17 protein-coding genes are annotated in these 17,884 nt (G+C 60.4%); 7 read left to right on the forward strand and 10 right to left on the reverse strand.

Features of this window, described 5'->3' with window-relative positions:
• Positions 1 to 25: 25 nt before the first annotated feature.
• From ACP7BO_RS18100 to copC, 3 genes are all read right to left on the reverse strand, one after another.
• On the reverse strand, positions 26 to 1,396 hold the full coding sequence (locus ACP7BO_RS18100; RefSeq protein ID WP_060693562.1) for a gluconate:H+ symporter: 1,371 nt from the start codon (positions 1,394 to 1,396) through the stop codon (positions 26 to 28).
• Positions 1,397 to 1,488: 92 nt separating this feature from the next.
• Positions 1,489 to 2,340 carry a copper homeostasis membrane protein CopD gene (copD, locus tag ACP7BO_RS18105; RefSeq protein WP_426212088.1) on the reverse strand — a complete coding sequence of 284 codons (852 nt, stop codon included), beginning with the start codon at positions 2,338 to 2,340 and terminating at the stop codon, positions 1,489 to 1,491.
• A gap of 4 nt (positions 2,341 to 2,344) precedes the next feature.
• Positions 2,345 to 2,719, reverse strand: a complete 375-nt coding sequence (gene copC / locus ACP7BO_RS18110; RefSeq protein WP_397454217.1) for a copper homeostasis periplasmic binding protein CopC — start codon at positions 2,717 to 2,719, stop codon at positions 2,345 to 2,347.
• Positions 2,720 to 2,854: 135 nt separating this feature from the next.
• On the opposite strand from copC, the gene ACP7BO_RS18115 reads away from it, so the two are divergent.
• Positions 2,855 to 3,400 (forward strand): histidine phosphatase family protein, encoded by a 546-nt coding sequence (locus ACP7BO_RS18115; RefSeq protein WP_426211883.1) that lies wholly within the window; start codon positions 2,855 to 2,857, stop codon positions 3,398 to 3,400.
• A 1-nt stretch (position 3,401) separates the two neighbouring features.
• On the opposite strand, the gene bkdR is transcribed toward ACP7BO_RS18115, so the two are convergent.
• Entirely contained in the window at positions 3,402 to 3,890 is a 489-nt protein-coding gene (gene bkdR, locus ACP7BO_RS18120; RefSeq protein WP_003442107.1) for a Bkd operon transcriptional regulator BkdR, read from the reverse strand.
• Positions 3,891 to 4,096: 206 nt separating this feature from the next.
• On the opposite strand from bkdR, the gene ACP7BO_RS18125 reads away from it, so the two are divergent.
• The 4 genes from ACP7BO_RS18125 to lpdA are packed head-to-tail and all read left to right on the forward strand — an operon-like array spanning position 4,097 to position 9,061.
• A complete protein-coding gene (locus ACP7BO_RS18125; RefSeq protein ID WP_060693569.1) occupies positions 4,097 to 5,329 on the forward strand; it encodes a 3-methyl-2-oxobutanoate dehydrogenase (2-methylpropanoyl-transferring) subunit alpha in 1,233 nt (410 codons plus the stop codon).
• A gap of 4 nt (positions 5,330 to 5,333) precedes the next feature.
• On the forward strand, positions 5,334 to 6,389 hold the full coding sequence (locus ACP7BO_RS18130; RefSeq protein ID WP_060693571.1) for an alpha-ketoacid dehydrogenase subunit beta: 1,056 nt from the start codon (positions 5,334 to 5,336) through the stop codon (positions 6,387 to 6,389).
• Complete coding sequence (locus ACP7BO_RS18135; RefSeq protein WP_426211886.1) at positions 6,390 to 7,670, forward strand: dihydrolipoamide acetyltransferase family protein; 1,281 nt, start codon at positions 6,390 to 6,392, stop codon at positions 7,668 to 7,670.
• 2 nt (positions 7,671 to 7,672) lie between these two features.
• Positions 7,673 to 9,061 carry a dihydrolipoyl dehydrogenase gene (lpdA, locus tag ACP7BO_RS18140; RefSeq protein WP_426211888.1) on the forward strand — a complete coding sequence of 463 codons (1,389 nt, stop codon included), beginning with the start codon at positions 7,673 to 7,675 and terminating at the stop codon, positions 9,059 to 9,061.
• 58 nt (positions 9,062 to 9,119) lie between these two features.
• Here lpdA and ACP7BO_RS18145 read toward each other — a convergent pair whose 3' ends face one another.
• Positions 9,120 to 10,760 carry an ABC1 kinase family protein gene (locus tag ACP7BO_RS18145; RefSeq protein ID WP_426211890.1) on the reverse strand — a complete coding sequence of 547 codons (1,641 nt, stop codon included), beginning with the start codon at positions 10,758 to 10,760 and terminating at the stop codon, positions 9,120 to 9,122.
• 173 nt (positions 10,761 to 10,933) lie between these two features.
• Here ACP7BO_RS18145 and ACP7BO_RS18150 point away from each other — a divergent pair, with 173 nt between their 5' ends.
• Positions 10,934 to 12,310: a nucleobase:cation symporter-2 family protein gene (locus ACP7BO_RS18150; protein ID WP_397454222.1), complete on the forward strand. Its 1,377-nt coding sequence runs from the start codon at positions 10,934 to 10,936 to the stop codon at positions 12,308 to 12,310.
• Between the two features lie 76 nt (positions 12,311 to 12,386).
• Here ACP7BO_RS18150 and ACP7BO_RS18155 read toward each other — a convergent pair whose 3' ends face one another.
• Genes ACP7BO_RS18155 through ACP7BO_RS18175 form a run of 5 tightly spaced genes read right to left on the reverse strand, consistent with a single transcriptional unit; the run spans position 12,387 to position 16,821 of the window.
• Positions 12,387 to 13,142: an ABC transporter permease gene (locus ACP7BO_RS18155; RefSeq protein WP_426212090.1), complete on the reverse strand. Its 756-nt coding sequence runs from the start codon at positions 13,140 to 13,142 to the stop codon at positions 12,387 to 12,389.
• A gap of 8 nt (positions 13,143 to 13,150) precedes the next feature.
• Complete coding sequence (locus ACP7BO_RS18160; RefSeq protein WP_426211892.1) at positions 13,151 to 14,350, reverse strand: ABC transporter substrate-binding protein; 1,200 nt, start codon at positions 14,348 to 14,350, stop codon at positions 13,151 to 13,153.
• Complete coding sequence (locus ACP7BO_RS18165; protein WP_426211894.1) at positions 14,316 to 15,164, reverse strand: ABC transporter ATP-binding protein; 849 nt, start codon at positions 15,162 to 15,164, stop codon at positions 14,316 to 14,318. Before ACP7BO_RS18165 ends, ACP7BO_RS18160 begins: the two co-directional genes overlap by 35 nt.
• Positions 15,164 to 16,231: an acyl-CoA dehydrogenase gene (locus ACP7BO_RS18170; RefSeq protein ID WP_426211896.1), complete on the reverse strand. Its 1,068-nt coding sequence runs from the start codon at positions 16,229 to 16,231 to the stop codon at positions 15,164 to 15,166. The genes ACP7BO_RS18165 and ACP7BO_RS18170 overlap by 1 nt, the downstream gene beginning before the upstream one ends.
• 32 nt (positions 16,232 to 16,263) lie before the next feature.
• Positions 16,264 to 16,821, reverse strand: a complete 558-nt coding sequence (locus ACP7BO_RS18175; protein WP_426211898.1) for a carboxymuconolactone decarboxylase family protein — start codon at positions 16,819 to 16,821, stop codon at positions 16,264 to 16,266.
• Positions 16,822 to 16,921: 100 nt separating this feature from the next.
• Between ACP7BO_RS18175 and ACP7BO_RS18180 the strand changes: the two genes are divergently transcribed.
• On the forward strand, positions 16,922 to 17,824 hold the full coding sequence (locus ACP7BO_RS18180; RefSeq protein WP_426211900.1) for a cupin domain-containing protein: 903 nt from the start codon (positions 16,922 to 16,924) through the stop codon (positions 17,822 to 17,824).
• Positions 17,825 to 17,884 lie beyond the last annotated feature (60 nt).

Here is a 17,884-nt window from a genome sequence, read left to right on the forward strand (position 1 = left end):
TCGCGAGACAATCTCGCTCCTACTGCTAGACGAGCAGATGCCACAGCAACAATGTCCCCAGCAATCCCACCACAGATACGATGGTTTGCAGAACCGACCAGACCCAGAGTGTCTGTTTGAGCTCCAGCCCGAAGTACTCGCGCACCATCCAGAAGCCCGCGTCATTGACGTGACAGAAAAACACCGAACCGGCGCCAATGGCCAGCGCCACCAGTGAGCTCTGGGTAGCTGCCAGGCCCGCCATCATCGGCGCCAGAATACCCGCCGTCGTGGTGGTTGCCACAGTCGCCGAACCGGTCGCCTGGCGCAGTGCCACCGCAATCAGCCAAGCCAGTAACAGGTAGGAAAGATGCGCGCCTGTAGCCACCTTGCCGATCGTGTCGCTGATGCCCGCCTGCAGCAACGTCTCTTTCAACCCGCCCCCCGCACCTATCGTCAGTAACAGCACTGCAATTGGCGCCAGGCTTTTGCGTAAGACTCCGCCCACCTGATCGCGGGCCATGCCGATTGACCAGCCCAGGCAAATCACCGCAGCGATCACCGCCAGCCCCAGTGCAATCAACGGCTCACCCAGAAACTTCAGGGTCACGGCCAATACACTGTCAGGTGCCATGGCGACCTTGGCCAGGGTGCTGCCAAGCATCAGCAAAACCGGCAACAGAATAATCAGCAAAGACACGGCGAAAGTAGGTTTGCGTCGTGTAGCAACCTTTGCCGAAAACAGTTCACCCAACTCGGCTGGTTCGACAACATGCATTCTTTTCGACAGCCAGATGCCATACAACGGCCCGGCCAGAATGACAGCAGGGATGGCCAGGCTAAGCCCCAGTAACATGGTCAGGCCCAGGTCCGCATGCAGTGCGCTGACGGCGATCAAGGGACCGGGGTGCGGAGGCATAAGGGCATGCAAAGTGGTCATGCCCGCGAGTGCGGGGATTGCGACCCTGAGCAAAGGCTGACCCGACTGACGGGCAATCACAAAAATGATCGGGACCATCAGCACCAGGCCTACTTCGAAGAACAGTGGCAATCCAATCACCATTGCCACCAGCGCCATAACCCACGGCAACGCCTTGCCTCGTGCGTGGCGCAACAGCGTTGAGGCAATCTGGTCCGCCGCCCCGGACTCGGCCATCAAGGCGCCGAGCATGGCCCCCAGGGAGATAATGATCCCGGCTTCGCCCAGAATGCTCCCGGCCCCCTTACTGAAAGCCTTGGCGACGATTTCCGGCGGCAAGCCGGCACCAATCCCGGCAATGAACGTACCGATAAGAATCGAGAGAAAGGGCGTGAGCTTACAGGCGCTGATTAAAACGATGATGGCGATAATTGCCAAAAGGCAGCACACAATCAACTGAGTGTCGTGTGCCAGCCAAAGCGGGGATGAAAGATCCAACGAGAAGCCCTCTCTTGTATTTTTTTGTTACGAGAGGACTGAATATAACGGATCACCAAACCCCGCTGGATGAAGATTGAGTCAGCAGGTATTCACCTGATAATTAGCGGCGGCAAGGTTCCCAATAGTGAAACAGCAGCCACGGCCATCAAACCAAATAACCATTCAAGCGCCACACTGTTGCGCAAGACGGCAAAGCGGCCTGCGCGGCTCATCAGCAGATTGAACAACGCCAGCAATAGCATCACACCGACTAACGTCACTTTAATCAGCAGGATCAATGCGAAACCTTCGAACAGCGGCGTAGGCCAAAATGCGCCCGTCAGTACCCGAGTATTGATAAGGCCGGTAAGAATGATCCCGGCCACCAGCACAAACCCCAGATTGCTGAAGCGGCGCAACACCAGGTCCACACTTCGCCCCTTCGGCCGTGAAAGCAGCAGCAACAGCCCCGACAAGCCGCCAACCCAGGCCCCGACACACATCAGATGAATCAACTGGTTGAGCATCAGCAATTGCCCCTGCCAGCCATCCAGCATCGCGCCATGCCCCACGGGCGCGAGGGTGGCCAGCAACAGGCCGCTGAAGGCCCATGGGGCCTTGAAACGGGAGGTTGCATAAAGCGCGAAGAGCAGCATCAGATTGAACAGCAGGTGCCCGGCCCAGACCTGACCAAAAAAGGTACTGCCCAACACGAGCCAGAGCGTGTCGAGGTCCAGTGTTTCTGACCAGCTGCCGGCCATCGAATGGGTGGTCAGCAGCAACCAGGCCAGTCCGCTGGCCAATGCCAGCCAGGCCAGAGCGCGACAAAACCTGTGCAAGCGGCGATCGATTTCAAGTGAAGGCTGGGCAGCCAGCAGCAAAGGCCTGAATGCACTGATCCCGAAAATCAGGAGCACCGCGCAGAAATGCACAAACCGGCACACGACCATGTCGCTGACCATCAACTCAGTTGCCCACCGTGAAGCCGTACTGGCCAGCGCTGTTATGGGTGTCAACCGACACCGCTTTCCAGTCCACGTTGTACTTGCCGGCGGGCAACGCCTGGGCCGGGGTCACAATCAGTACTTTCTTGTTACCGGGCTCTGTCTTGATGCTGCTGACGGCAACGGGGGCACCGTCGTGGCTCAGGGTCACCTTGGTGAACTTTTCTTCAACGCCTTCGCTGAAGGTCAGGCGCAGTTCATTGGCGGTGGCGACTTTGCTGTCGGCCGCAGGGGTCGACTGTTGCAGGTGCGCATGGGCAAACGCCGAACCGGCACCGGTCAGCAGAGCCAGCAGCGCTGTGGTATTGAGAATTTTTTTCAAGAGAACGGCAGACATGGCGAAGTACCTTGAGATAGAAATGCGCGGTGATAATACTCGCCTAATCTCAATTGAGGGGCGCCCGCATCCTGCAAGTGAGAACTGAACGCGTGTAGCCTGTAACTGCATCGCATCACCCGCAAGGACTTCGTCATGCCCATCCGCCTGAGTTTTATTTGCCATGCCCGCACTGAAGCCCAGCGCCTGGGGCGCTTTGCTCTGGATGAACCGGCCGACCCCAAGGGGTTGCTGCAGGCACAGGAAATGGCTGCGGCCTTGAAGAAACCCGTCCGAATTCTTTGCGCCCCCGAAACCCGGACGCTACAAACGGCCCAGGCGCTGGGTGACGACATTGAGATCGTACCGGCGCTGGAGGATTACGACGTTGGCGACTGGCGCGGCCTGCGTCTGTGCGACCTGCAGGAAAGCATCCCCCAGGTGCTTGCGGACTGGACCAGCGACCCCGGTTCGGCACCGCACGGCGGGGAGTCCGTAGAGGCGCTGTGTCTGCGGGTCGGCGCCTGGCTCGATGAGTTTCGCGAAGAAGGCCATTTTGCGGTAGTGACTCACCCTTTCGTCATCCGCGCGGCCATTCTGCATGCGCTGGCGGCGAGCACCGCCTCCTTTAACATGATTGATGTCGAACCTCTGGCCAGAGTCGAGCTGCGATTCAACGAGCGCTGGCGGCTGCGGGTCTGAATCATTCCTCCAGCGTCAGCCCACCCGGCGGCAACGGCAGCGCCGTTTTGTAGCGCACCTGTTTGAGGGCGAAGCTGGAACGGATATTCGCGACGCCAGGCACTTTGGTCAGAAAGTCCATCATGAAGCGCTCCAGCGCCTGAATACTCGGCACCAGCACCCGGATCAGATAATCCGGGTCACCGGCCATCAAATAGCACTCCATGACTTCGTGACGATCCGAGATCGCCGCCTCAAACTTTTGCAACGCTTCCTCGACCTGTTTTTCCAGGCTGACATGAATGAACACATTCACATGCAGGCCCAGCATGTCGGCGTCCAGCAAGGTGACTTGCTCACGAATCAGCCCGCGTTCTTCCATGGCCTTTACCCGGTTAAAACAGGGTGTGGGTGACAAGTTGACCGAACGCGCAAGGTCCGCGTTGGTGATGCGCGCATTCTGCTGAAGGCTGTTGAGAATCCCGATATCCGTTCGATCTAGCTTGCGCATGAGACAAAAGCACCTGTTTTTTGTGTTTATGCAGAATTCTTATCCTTAATCACTACAAAGCACAACGAACTACAGAGAAATATTCTTCACTGTCAGGAATATGATTGTTGTAGGACAAGATCGGGCCTAATCACCCGCCCGGTCTTCGACGTAAAAACTAGCTCCCGCGCCTAATAAACACGACAAGATCGAGCGTAGAGAAAGCCATGACTGAATATGCACCGCTGCGCCTGCACGTTCCCGAACCCTCCGGCCGTCCAGGCTGCAAGACCGACTTCAGCTACCTTCGCCTGACCGATGCCGGTCTGGTGCGCAAACCCCCTATCGATGTAGAGCCTGCCGATACTGCCGATCTGGCCAAAGGCCTGATTCGCGTGCTCGACGATCAGGGTCAGGCACTCGGCCCGTGGGCTGAAGGCGTCTCAACCGAGATCCTGCGGGCTGGCATGCGCGCCATGCTCAAAACCCGGATTTTCGACACCCGGATGGTGGTCGCCCAGCGTCAGAAAAAAATGTCGTTCTACATGCAAAGCCTTGGCGAAGAAGCCATCGGCAGCGCCCAGGCCCTGGCCTTGAACATCGACGACATGTGCTTTCCGACCTACCGCCAGCAAAGCATCCTGATGGCCCGCGACGTACCGCTGGTGGATCTGATCTGCCAGTTGTTGTCCAACGAGCGCGACCCCCTTAAAGGCCGTCAGTTGCCGATCATGTATTCGGTCAGGGACTACGGCTTTTTCAGTATTTCCGGCAACCTGGCAACCCAATTCATGCAAGCGGTCGGCTGGGGCATGGCATCGGCGATCAAGGGCGACACCAAAATCGCCTCAGCCTGGATTGGCGATGGCGCGACCGCCGAATCCGACTTTCACACCGCCCTCACCTTTGCCCACGTCTACCGCGCGCCGGTGATTCTCAACGTGGTGAATAACCAGTGGGCCATTTCGACCTTCCAGGCCATTGCCGGTGGCGAAGCCACCACCTTCGCCGGACGTGGCGTGGGCTGCGGCATTGCCTCGCTGCGCGTCGACGGTAACGACTTCATCGCGGTGTACGCGGCCTCGGTATGGGCCGCAGAGCGTGCCCGACGCAACCTGGGGCCCACACTGATTGAGTGGGTAACTTATCGTGCAGGCCCGCACTCAACCTCTGACGACCCTTCCAAGTACCGTCCTGCCGATGACTGGAGCCACTTCCCGCTGGGCGACCCGATCATTCGCCTCAAGCAGCACCTGATTGCCACCGGCAACTGGTCCGAGGAAGAGCACGCAGCCGTCAGCGCCGAACTCGAAGCCGAAATCATTGGTGCGCAGAAGGAGGCCGAGCGCTTTGGCACCCTGGCCGGCGGACAAATGCCAAGCGCGGCCACGATTTTTGAGGACGTGTACAAGGACATGCCCGAGCACTTGCGTCGGCAACGTCAGGAATTGGGGTTATAACCAGATGAACGACAACAATAAAATTCTGATGGAGAACGCCGTGAGCACCAGCACCATGACGATGATCCAGGCCCTGCGCTCGGCCATGGATGTGATGCTTGAGCGCGACGACAACGTTGTGGTGTTCGGCCAGGACGTGGGCTACTTCGGCGGCGTGTTTCGCTGCACCGAAGGCCTGCAGGCCAAATACGGCAGCTCGCGGGTATTCGATGCCCCGATCTCCGAAAGCGGGATCGTCGGCGCCGCCGTCGGCATGGGTGCTTACGGCCTGCGCCCGGTTGCCGAAATTCAGTTTGCCGACTATTTCTACCCGGCATCCGACCAGATCGTTTCCGAAGCTGCACGGCTGCGCTATCGCTCGGCCGGTGAGTTTATCGCGCCCATGACCCTGCGCATGCCCTGCGGCGGCGGCATCTATGGCGGCCAGACCCACAGCCAGAGCCCGGAAGCCATGTTCACCCAGGTGTGCGGCCTGCGCACCGTAATGCCGTCCAACCCCTACGACGCCAAAGGCCTGCTGATTGCCGCCATCGAAAACGATGACCCGGTGATCTTCCTGGAACCAAAACGCCTGTACAACGGCCCCTTTGACGGCCACCACGAACGCCCGGTTACGCCATGGTCCAAGCACCCGGCCAGCGCCGTACCTGATGGCTATTACACCGTACCGCTGGACTGCGCCGCGATCGTGCGCCCCGGGACTGAAGTCACCATCCTGACCTACGGCACCACTGTCTACGTGGCCCAGGTGGCAGCCGAAGAAACCGGTATCGACGCTGAAGTCATTGATCTGCGCAGCCTGTGGCCGCTGGATCTGGACGCCATTGTTACCTCCGTGAAAAAAACCCGCCGCTGCGTCGTCGTGCACGAAGCCACCCGCACCTGCGGTTTTGGCGCCGAGCTGATTGCGCTGGTTCAAGAGCACTGCTTCCACTATCTGGAGGCACCGATTGAACGCGTCACAGGTTGGGATACGCCGTATCCGCATGCCCAGGAATGGGCTTACTTCCCTGGCCCGGCACGGGTCGGTGCGGCTTTGCAACGGGTTATGGAGGTCTGAATGGGTACGCACGTTATCAAGATGCCGGACATTGGCGAAGGCATTGCGCAAGTTGAATTGGTGGAATGGTTTGTCAAAGTCGGTGACATGGTCAGCGAAGACCAGGTGGTCGCCGATGTCATGACCGACAAGGCCACCGTGGACATTCCCTCCCCGGTAGCAGGCAGGGTTCTGGCCCTGGGCGGCCAGCCCGGCGAAGTGATGGCCGTTGGCAGCGAGCTGATTCGCATCGAAGTCGAAGGCGCTGGCAACCTGCGCGAAAGCACTCAGCCGGCCACGGCTACAGAACCGCCGGCCGCAGCCCCGAAAGCTGCACCCCAAGCCCGGGTCGAAGTGGCAGTGGTCACGTCCCCAGCGATCAAACCTGCACCGGCCCAACGGCCTGCACCGGTAGCCCGCGAAGCCAATGAGCGTCCGCTGGCCTCGCCTGCCGTACGAAAACGCGCCTGGGATGCCGGCATCGAGTTGCGTTTTGTCGTTGGCAGCGGGCCTGCGGGTCGAGTACTGCATGACGATCTTGAGGCTTATCTGGCGCAGGACAACAGCCCCGTCTCAGCACCGGCCAGCGGCTATGCCAAACGCAATGATGAGCAACAAATCCCGGTCATCGGCCTGCGCCGTAAAATCGCCCAGCGCATGCAGGACGCCAAGCGCCGCGCCGCGCACTTCAGTTATGTCGAAGAGGTCGACGTCACTGCCCTTGAAGAACTGCGCGCACAGCTCAATCAAAAATGGGGCGAAAGCCGCGGCAAACTGACCCTGTTGCCGTTTCTGGTACGAGCCATGGTCGTGGCCTTGCGTGATTTCCCGCAAATCAACGTGCGCTACGACGATGAAGCACAAATCATCACCCGCTTTGGCGCTGCCCACATCGGCGTTGCCGCGCAAAGCGAGGGCGGTTTGATGGTGCCGGTGGTTCGACATGCCGAAACCCTGACCCTGTGGGGCGCGGCTGATGAAATTGCGCGCCTGGCCAACGCCGTACGCACCGGCAAGGCGACCCGCAAAGAACTCAGCGGCTCGACCATTACCCTGACCAGCCTCGGCGCGCTGGGCGGAATTGTCAGCACTCCGGTGGTCAACCTGCCTGAAGTTGCGATTATCGGGGTTAACCGCATCGTCGAACGGCCAGTGGTAGTCAAAGGCCAGATCGTGATCCGCAAAATGATGAATCTCTCCAGCTCCTTCGACCATCGTGTAGTAGATGGCATGGACGCGGCGCAATTTATCCAGGCCATGCGTGGCTTGCTCGAACAACCAGCCACCCTGTTTCTGGAGTGAACATGCAGCCAACCCAACACACCACGCTGCTGATTATCGGTGGCGGCCCTGGCGGCTACGTGGCAGCCATTCGCGCCGGCCAGCTGGGGATTGCAACGGTCCTGATCGAAGGCCAGTCACTGGGCGGTACCTGCCTGAACGTCGGCTGCATCCCGTCCAAGGCGTTGATTCACGTGGCCGAACAATTTCACACCACCCAACGCTACAGCACCAACAGCTCACCTCTGGGGATCAAGACCCAGGCCCCGACCCTCGACATCGGCCAGAGCGTGCAGTGGAAAAACGGCATTGTTGATCGCCTGACCACTGGCGTCGGCGCGTTGCTGAAAAAGAACGGCGTCAAGGTCATCCATGGCTGGGCGAAGATCCTGGACGGCAAAGCAGTCGAGGTCGACGGTCAGCGTATCGAGTGCGAGCACCTGTTATTGGCCACCGGTTCGCAAAGTGTTGACCTGCCGATCCTGCCCATCGGCGGCGCAATTATTTCCTCCACCGAAGCCCTGGCCCCCACCGCCGTTCCCAAGCGCCTGACCGTGGTCGGCGCGGGGTATATCGGGCTGGAGCTGGGCATCGCCTATCGCAAACTGGGGGCAGAAGTGACAGTGGTCGAGGCCCGCGACCGGATCCTGCCGACCTACGATAAAGATCTGACGCTGCCCGTTGCCGAATCCCTCAAGGCACTGGGCATCACCCTGTACCTGGAACATAGCGTCGAAGGCTTCCAGGCCAGCACCAAAACCCTGTCGATGCGCAATGCCATGGGCGAAAGCCAAACCCTGGAAACCGATCAGGTCCTGGTCGCAGTGGGTCGGCGTCCGCGTACCCGGGGCTTCAACCTTGAAACCCTGGCATTGGCCATGAACGGCCCGGCGATCCGCGTCGACAACCGCTGTCAGACCAGCATGCGCAATGTCTGGGCGATTGGCGACCTGACCGGTGAGCCGATGCTGGCTCACCGGGCCATGGCCCAGGGCGAAATGGTCGCCGAGATCATTGCCGGCATACAGCGCGAGTTCTGCCCCACAGCCATTGCCGCGGTGTGCTTTACCGATCCGGAAATTGTCGTGGTCGGCAAATCCCCCGCCGAAGCCGAAGCGGCGGGTCTGGACTACATAAGCGCCAGCTTCCCGTTCAGCGCCAATGGCCGCGCCATGACCCTGGAATCGAAAAGCGGTTTTGTACGGGTAGTCGCACGACGGGACAATCACCTGATTCTCGGTTGGCAAGCAGTGGGGGCCGGTGTGTCGGAGCTGTCGACAGCGTTCGGCCAGTCACTGGAAATGGGCGCTTGCCTGGAAGACATTGCCGGCACCATTCACGCTCACCCGACCCTGGGTGAAGCCGTGCAAGAAGCCGCGCTACGTGCGCTGGGGCATGCGCTGCATCTATAAAGCGCAGTAATACCTGTAGGAGCGAAGAGCTCGCGAGCAAGCTCGCTCCTACAGACACTCAGCCTCTGAACAAGCTCCACAAGAACGCCAGCAAGCCCCCCAAGGTCGCAATCCCCGCCAGCCAGCCAATGGCCGACAACCCCTGCCACACCGGCCCCGCTGCCGCAATTTGCGGACCAAATGCAATCAGCAGCGCGCTGATCAGCAACGCCAGCGACAATCGGGTTGAGGCCAGTCGCAGCGAGCGCTCCAGCCGCTCCAGTCCCGGCATGTCAACCTTGAGATCCAGCACCCCATGCTTGAGCCGGTGCACCATCAGGCGCGTGAGCTTGGGCAGGTCGCTCAGCACCCCGCGGCCCAGTTCCAGACCCTCGATGCCCAACCCTTTGGCAACCTTCCAGCTGAATTGCTCGCGCAGCATTTTCTCGACCGCAGGCCGGGCCGTGGCGACCAGATCCAGTTCGGGGTCGAGCCGGGTCAGCACCCCGTCAGCGGTCACCAGCGCCTTGAACAACACCAGTAAATCCGGTGGCAGCAACAAGCGGTACTCGCGGATCAAACCAAGAAAACCGGTAATCAACGCACTCATTTTTAATGGCCCGCCGCTATGGCGCGCCATGTACTCGCGGGCGGCCTGCTCGATCTGCGACAGGTCTTGCACGCGCTCCCCGCTCCAGTCGATCAGCACTGCAACAAGGGTCTCGGTGCTGCCTTCGGTCAATGCGCGCATGAAGTTCATGACCTCAAGGCGACGTCGTTCATCCAGTCGACCCACCATGCCGAAGTCGATGAAACCTACGCGATTGTCACTCATCGCCCGCAGATTGCCCGGGTGCGGGTCGCCATGGAACAACCCGTCCTCAAGCAACATTTTGATAAATGCCTGTGCCCCGCGCCGGGCCAGCAAGCCGGGATCAAGCCCTTGTTCAATCAGTGCATCCCGCTCCAGAGGGGTAAAGCTCGGTAAAAATTCCTGCACCAATAAACGCTGACTGCTGAAGGCCCAATAGTTACGCGGGATGACGATATGCGGGGTGCCGGCGAAATTCTGCGCGATGCTGTCGCCGTTCTGCCCTTCCTGAGTGAAGTCCAGTTCCTCAAGCATCGCCCGGGCCAATTGCCGGACCATCTGGCGCGGCTGATACACCGCCAGCGCGGCATTCTGCTCAACCAGTTGGGCCAGGCTTTCGAGCAACTGCAAATCGGCGGTCATTTTGTGGCGCAAGCCGGGCCGCTGCACTTTCACCACCACCGCTTCACCACTGAGCAAGCGCGCCCGGTACACCTGGGCCATGGAGGCCGCGGCAAGGGGTTGAGTGTCGAACTCGGCAAACACTTGGTCGAGCCCACACCCCAAATCCTCCAGCACCTGGTCCTCCAGCCCGGCCCACGGCAAGGTTGACGCCTGACTGTGCAGGGCTTGCAGCTCATCGACCCACTCGGGCGGCAGGATGTCGCTGCGGCTGGCCAGTATCTGCCCGCACTTGATGAAGGTAGGCCCCAGCGCTTCCAGGGCCATGCGCACCCGCTGCGGGGTACTGGCCGGCAGCGACTCGCCGGGTTCGGCATTGACGTCAACCAGCAAACGGCCCAGGCCCAGTCGCAACAGCACGGCCTGAGCGCCGAAACGCACCAGGGTGGCGACAATCTGATGAAGCCTGCGGTGGTTTTTCAAAGCCGTCCACGTGGGTTCAAGCATGGTTACGCGTCCCTTTTCATGTAATGCCGATACCCGGCCTGACCTGGACTCGGACCGTCATAGTCGATGAACATTCGAATAATTAAAGCCGCGCTACGCTGGCAGGCAAGCAAACGCTGTGCGTGATGGCTCAAGACCAGTAGAATCGCGCTCTTTTTTCCAGGGCACTCGCCATGACCTCTCCTAACTCACCGCATGAAGCCGAGTCCCAGACCAGCGAACTGGTCTTTGGTCTCGAAGCCCGTCCCAAGCCGTGGATCGCTTTTCTGGCAGCACTGCAGCATCTGCTGGCAATTATTGTCCCGATCGTTACTCCCGGCCTGCTGATTTGCCAGGCGCTGGGCGTCTCGACCCGCGACACCAACATGATTGTGTCCATGTCGCTGGTGATCTCCGGGATCGCGACCTTTGTCCAGTGCAAGCGCTTCGGGCCGTTCGGCGCGGGACTGCTGATCGTCCAGGGCACCAGCTTCAACTTTGTCGGCCCGCTGATTGCGGGCGGCGCATTGATGGTCAAACAAGGCACCCCGGTTGAAGGGGTCATGGCGGCCATTTTTGGCGTGGTGATTGCCGGCTCGTTTGTCGAAATGGGCATTTCACGGGTACTGCCGTTTGTTAAACGCATGATCACCCCGCTGGTGACCGGCATCGTCGTGCTGATGATCGGCCTGACCCTGATTAAAGTCGGCCTTATCAGCATGGGTGGCGGCTTCACCGCGATGGGCAACGGTACCTTCGCCAATGGCGAAAACCTGATGCTGTCGGGCGTGGTGCTGGCAATTATCGTGATCCTCAACCGGATCCCGCTGGTGTGGATGCGCAGCTGTGCCATCGTAATCGCTTTGGCCGTGGGCTACGCGCTGGCGGGCTACCTCGGGCGGCTGGATTTCACCGGCATGCACCAGGCCGAAATGTTCCAGGTGCCGGTACCGCTGCACTTTGGCCTGGGCTTCTCGTGGGCCTTGTTCATTCCGATGCTGGTGATTTATCTGGTGACCTCGCTGGAAGCCATTGGCGATGTAACCGCCACCAGCAAAGTGTCGCGCGAGCCGGTTGAAGGCCCGGTGTGGATGCAGCGCATCAAGGGCGGCGTGCTGGTCAACGGTGCCAACTCGCTGCTGGCGGGCATTTTCAATACCTTCCCCAGCTCGATCTTTGCCCAGAACAACGGGGTGATTCAGTTGACCGGTATCGCCAGCCGCCATATTGGCGTGTGGATTGCCGGCATGCTGGTACTGCTGGGCCTGTTCCCGAGCGTGGCCGGTGCCATTCAGGCGGTGCCGGAGCCAGTGCTCGGTGGCGCAGCCATGGTGATGTTCGGCGCGGTTGCAGCCTCCGGCATCAATATCCTGGCCAGCACCACACTGGACCGTCGCGCACTGTTGATTATTGCGGTGTCACTGGCGCTGGGTCTTGGTGTGTCGCAAGTTCCCGAGTTCCTGGCCCACATGCCCGCCGCCCTGCGCAACGTGCTGGAGTCCGGTGTAGCCACGGGGGGTATTTGCGCCCTGCTGCTGAACTGGTTCCTGCCCGAAACACCCAAGCAGTAACCCTCTTTACAGGCATCAACGGCAGGCGTGCATGGCGCGCGCCTGCCTGGCCTGAACCTCTATGCTGTGGACCCGCTCAGGCATGCACCCAGCGCCTGTGCAGCCAGCGCGCGAATGCATCCAGAGCAAAGCCCAGCACGCCAATCAACACCACCATCGCCATTAACTCCGAATAAGCGAGGCGATCGCGGGTGTCCAGAATGAAGTAGCCAAGGCCTGCACTTACGCCGAGCATTTCACAGGGCACCAGCACGATCCACAGGATGCCGATCGACAAGCGCACACCGGTCAGCACATGGCCCAGCACCCCGGGCACGATCACCCGCAACAGGGTTTCGCGGCGTGTTGCACTCAAACTGCGACTCAGTTGCAGCCAGCGCGGGTCCAGCTGACGCACCCCGGCGATGGTGTTGAGCAGAATCGGCCACACCGCCGCAAACGTCAGCAAAAAGTAGATCGGCTGGTCGCCAACCCCCAATAACATCACCACCACCGGCATCCACGACAGCGGCGAAATCATGCGCAGGAACTGAAACGCGGGTGTGGTCGCCGCCTCCAGATTGCGCGAGCCGCCGATCAACAGTCCCATGGGAACGCCGATCAATAACGCCATGAACAGGCTGACCAGAATCCGCTTCAGGCTCACCCACACATTTTCGTAGAGCTGCGCGCTGCCCAGCAGTTCGATCAGACTGCTAAAGGTCGCCTGCGGTGAAAAGCGCGCCGACAAACCCTGCGCGCTGCCCAGCAACTCAATACCCAGCCACCACAGCAGCAGAAGGCTCAATAACCCGGCACAGCCCAACAGCCACTGGCGCCGGGCAGACGGCATAGCCCCATTCAAAAGCCAAACTCCTCGTTACGCTCAAAGCTGTCGGCCAGGCCGAATGCCTGCAGGCCACCCACGGCGGCGATACTGTTTTTGACAAAGCGATCGTCCACCAGATCCTTGGCCACGTGTTTGGGATCAAGGTTCGCCAGGAACCCGTTGTCCCCCTGAATCAGCGTGTCCTTCAAGCGCGTCACCAGTTCCTCGGTATAGCTGGGGAATGGATATGGCTGAAAGTCGATGCGCTGCTCATCCCAGTCGGCGTGCCGGATGGCGCCTGTGGCCGCATAGCCGGCACGCTCACTGGCCGTGGGGGCCAGCACCTGGCGCAACACCTCGGCACTGTGCGGGGTATAACGATTGTCACCGTCCTTGGCCAGTAATCTGGAGGCGGCTTCACGGTTGTCGCGGGTCCAGAGTTGCGCCTTGACGATGGCATTGACCACCTTTTGCGACCACTCAGGACGGTTGTTTAAATCGTGTTCATGCATAAACACCACGCAGCAGGCATGGTTGCGCCACAGGTCACCGGTAAATCGCTGCACGCGGCCAACCTTGAGATCTTCGGCCAAGGCATTGAACGGCTCGGCGACGATGTAGCCGGCAACACGGCGGGTGGCCAGCGCAGGCGGCATGTCGGATGGCGGCATTACCACCAGATTCACTTCGTTGGCCGCCAGTGCACTGCCCACCGGGCGGGTGACCGGCTGCAAACCGTTGTCACGAAACAGCTGCTGCACCACCACGTTGTGGATCGAGTACCAGAACGGAATGGCGATCGATTGCCCACCCAGCTGCCTGACTTCGGTGATATCAGGCGCAACGGTCAAACCCGAGCCCCCCACATGGTTCCAGGCCACGACTTTGGCCGGCACCTTGCTGCCATAGCGCGCCCACACGGTCATCGGCGACAGCAAGTGAATCACATTGACCTGACCCGAAATAAAGGCCTCGATCACCTGTGCCCAGCTGCGCAACAACACCGGGCGCTCCGCCTTTATGCCCTCGGCTTCAAACAGGCCATTGTTGTGCGCCACCAATAACGGCGTGGCATCGGTAATCGCCAGGTAGCCAATGCGCACCGGTGCATCCGGCTCGGCGGCAGCACGCGCCTGCAGACTGGTGAGCAGCGGCAAGGCCCCGGCCGCAGTCAGCAAGGCGCTGAGTTTTAGAATGTCACGACGTGTGTGAGTGAAGTCGTCCAGGCACATGTTCAAGCTCCAGCGAGTCGGGCAAAGGGTCAATAACAGGGTCAGAGGTGCGGCTCGCCCGCCGAAGGGTTTTGAGGATCTCGATGCGTAGCGCGCCCAGCTCATCGATCCGCTCTTCGCGCGGCTGCGCCAGTTCGATGCGCCACTCGCCGACCGTGCGCGCCGGGCTGTGGCCCAGTAGCAAAATCCGGTCGCTGAGCAGTAAGGCTTCATCAATGTCATGGGTAATCAGCAGCGCGGCGGTGTTGTGCCGCGCAATCACATTCAGCAGCAGTTGCTGCATGTCGGCGCGGGTCACTTCATCCAGTGCGCCAAACGGTTCATCGAGCAACAGCACTTGTGGTTGCCGGGCCAGGCAACGGGCCAGAGCGACCCGTTGCGCCATCCCGCCGGAGAGTTGCGCCGGGTACTGGCTGCGGGCATGCAGCAGTCCGACCTCGGCAATCGCCTGGTCGACCCGCGCCTTACGCCCGGCGGCAGTGCCAGCGGGCTGACGGGCGAAATCCAGGCCAAAGGCGACATTGCTTTCAAGGTTCAGCCAGGGCAATAAACTGGGGTCCTGAAAGGCCACGGCCACCCGTGGATGCGGTGCCGTCAGTGGTTCACCCAGCAAATGTACAGTGCCGGCATGAGCGGTCTGTAAACCCGCCAGTACCCGTAACAGGCTGGACTTGCCAACGCCGCTAGGCCCCAGAACTGATACCACTTCGCCAGGCATCAGTTGCAGATCAAACCCTTCAAGCACGGACTGCCAGCCCTGCCCGCGGGCATAGCCCAGGGTGAGCTGGCGCGCCTCCAGCAACATGCCGCTCATCAGGCGCAGGCCCTGGCCTGACGCAACAACTCAGCCCGCAACTGCACCAGGCTGGGGGTCACGATAGGAACAAAGGCCGACTCGCGCCAACGCCGGGCAAACGCACTGCCATGGGTACTGAGGTAGGCTTTGCCGCCGCTGGCCTGCAGTTCGAACTGCACCGCGCTGGCGGTGGCTTCGGCCAAGGCAATCCGGATGCGGAACAACGCGCCGGGATCGGCTAAAAAACGCCCGTCGAGCAGGCCGGTCTTTAGTGCGCCAACATGACTTTCAAGTTGCTCCTGCTGCTCGTGCAGCACTTCGAGCAGCGCCGAACCCGGGCCATGCAGATGGTTGCGGGCTTCCTGCAATGAGCGCCGCGCAAGGCCTATCGCCAGGCCGCACTGCAAACCCAGAAATGCCGGGCGCACTGCGGGCAAAAAGACCTTGGCATCGTCGTGCAGCAACCACTCCTCAGCAACCTGCACCTCTTGAAAATCAAGGGCTGCCGTATTACTTGACTGCAGCCCCATCAACTGCAGATCGTCGGTGCGCGCAAGCCCCGGCAACCCATCGGGAATCGCCAGCACAAAGGGCGCGCCCCCCGCCTCGCACTCAATGGCCGCTGCCACTACAAACCCGCTTTTACGCAGGTTGGTCACCCAATGCAGACGGCCATTGAGGCTCCAGCCATTGGCCTGGGCGCGGGCCCGCACCTGCAAGGACTCAATCCCCGAGAGAAATTTCATGGCGTTGGAAAGTCCCGTCGCCCCGGCCAGTTGGCCACTGAGCAAGTCAGGTAACAAACACTCGCGCAGACCACTGTTCGGGCTATGCAACACGTATTCGATAAACGCACGCTGACCCCAGAACACAAACGCCGAGGCCAATGAGTGGCTGGCTACACTGGCCAGCACTTCTACCGCGTCTGCCAGGTTACCGCCGGTGCCGCCCTGCTGCGGGCTGATCCCGACACGCAACACATTGGCTGCAGCCAACTGCGACAGAACGTGTTGCGGGTCGCTGTGACCAAGGTCCAGGGCTTCGGCTTCGGCCTCCAGCCAATGACTCAGTACGGGGTCAAGCATGTTGATGTCTCCTCTCAATCACGGCTGCCTGATTACTCAGGACGGGTCCAGCTGTAGCGCGCAAGTTCCGGGTTCAGCGCAGTACGGGCGAATACGTTGGCAAAGTTGCACAAGGTCGCCAGGCTTACGCCGAGAATGACTTCCAGCGCCTGACCTTCGGTAAACCCTGCGGCCTTGAACGCGGCGTAGGTTTGATCGCTGACATCGCCACGGCTGGCAATCACTTCGCGGGTAAAAGCGGCCAGGGCCTCAAGTCGTTCAATTGGTAACTCGGTTTGCCCACGCAGCGCTGCGACAACTTCCTCGGGGAGTTTGGCCTTGTTCTGCGCCACAGCGGTATGACCTGCGACACAGAACTCGCAGCCATGACGGGTGGCGGCAATCAGCTGCACCACTTCTCTTTCTGGCAGCGTTAGCTCAGCCTTGCCGTTAAGCGCCGAAACCGTGACATAAGTCTCCAATGCCGCTGGCGCATTGGCTAAAATCCCCAGCAGGTTAGGAATAAATCCTGAGTTTTTTTGCGCGGCTTCCAGGAACGGCTTTGCGGCCTGAGGGGCGGTTTCCACGGTGTGAAGGGTTACGCGAGACATGAATTGACTCCTGTGTGGGGGTCCAAACAGTCTGTTGGTTATAAAAAATTCATTCCATATTCTAAAGTAGCGATTACTTGCTCCAGAGTGTTTCCATTAGATGAATTCGTCCAGTCCACTGATCGATTGGTTATTAGAGAGCCTTGAGCTTGATGCCAGCCTGTTCCACGTTGGCCGCTACTGCGGCAGCTGGCACAGCAGCACCGAAGGCCTGGCCCGGGCCAGTTTTCATGTGGTGGTGCAAGGGCAATGCTGGCTGCATATCGAAGGCCATGAGTGCGGCGTGCAACTGGACGCCGGGGATGCGCTGTTCCTGCTGCAAGACCTGAAATACCGCTTGTCCGGCACACCAGATGCCAGCCTGGCCGCACAGATGCCGCGCCAGTCCATGCAAGCGCTGGACAGCCAGGCTGAAGATGGCGTGGGCCTGGTGTGCGGGTTCTTCCACTTCCTGCCCGGGTTGTCGTCACTGATTATCGAAGCCCTGCCCCACTGGATTATCTTGCGCGCAGACGACCCCTCTTGCAGCGCGGCACGGACATTGTTCCAGCTGATTCTTGAGGAGTGCCAGCGCATCCCGGCGCCGTCTTCCATGTTGCTGGAGCGCTTGAGCCACTTGCTGTTTCTGTATGTGCTGCGTCAACAAGTCAGCGACAACCCGAGCCTCGGCGGCCTGGTGGCATTAGCCCGGCAGCCGGCGTTTGCAGGTTTGCTGGAGCAACTGATCGAACACCCGCAACACCCCTGGACACTGGAAAGCATGGCGGCCTGTACCGGGTTGTCGCGCTCGGCATTTTTTAAACGCTTCAGCGAACAGGCCGGCCAGTCTCCGGGCCAAGTGTTGCTGGCCCTGCGCATGCGTCATGCCTGTCAGTTGCTGCAAAAAGACCATACCGTGGAGCAGGCCTGCGCGGCGGTGGGTTATCACTCGATTGCCGCCTTTACCCGGGCATTTGCCAAGGCCATTGGCGTACAGCCGGGTGCTTATCGTAAACAGCACTAAACCCCTGGCCCGGCACGGTCTACCCTGTGCCCATGACCCTTTACCAACGCGGACTCATGC

Origin of the sequence: Pseudomonas sp. TWR2-1-1 (assembly GCF_049897045.1) — a bacterium.
GTDB lineage: Bacteria > Pseudomonadota > Gammaproteobacteria > Pseudomonadales > Pseudomonadaceae > Aquipseudomonas > Aquipseudomonas versuta.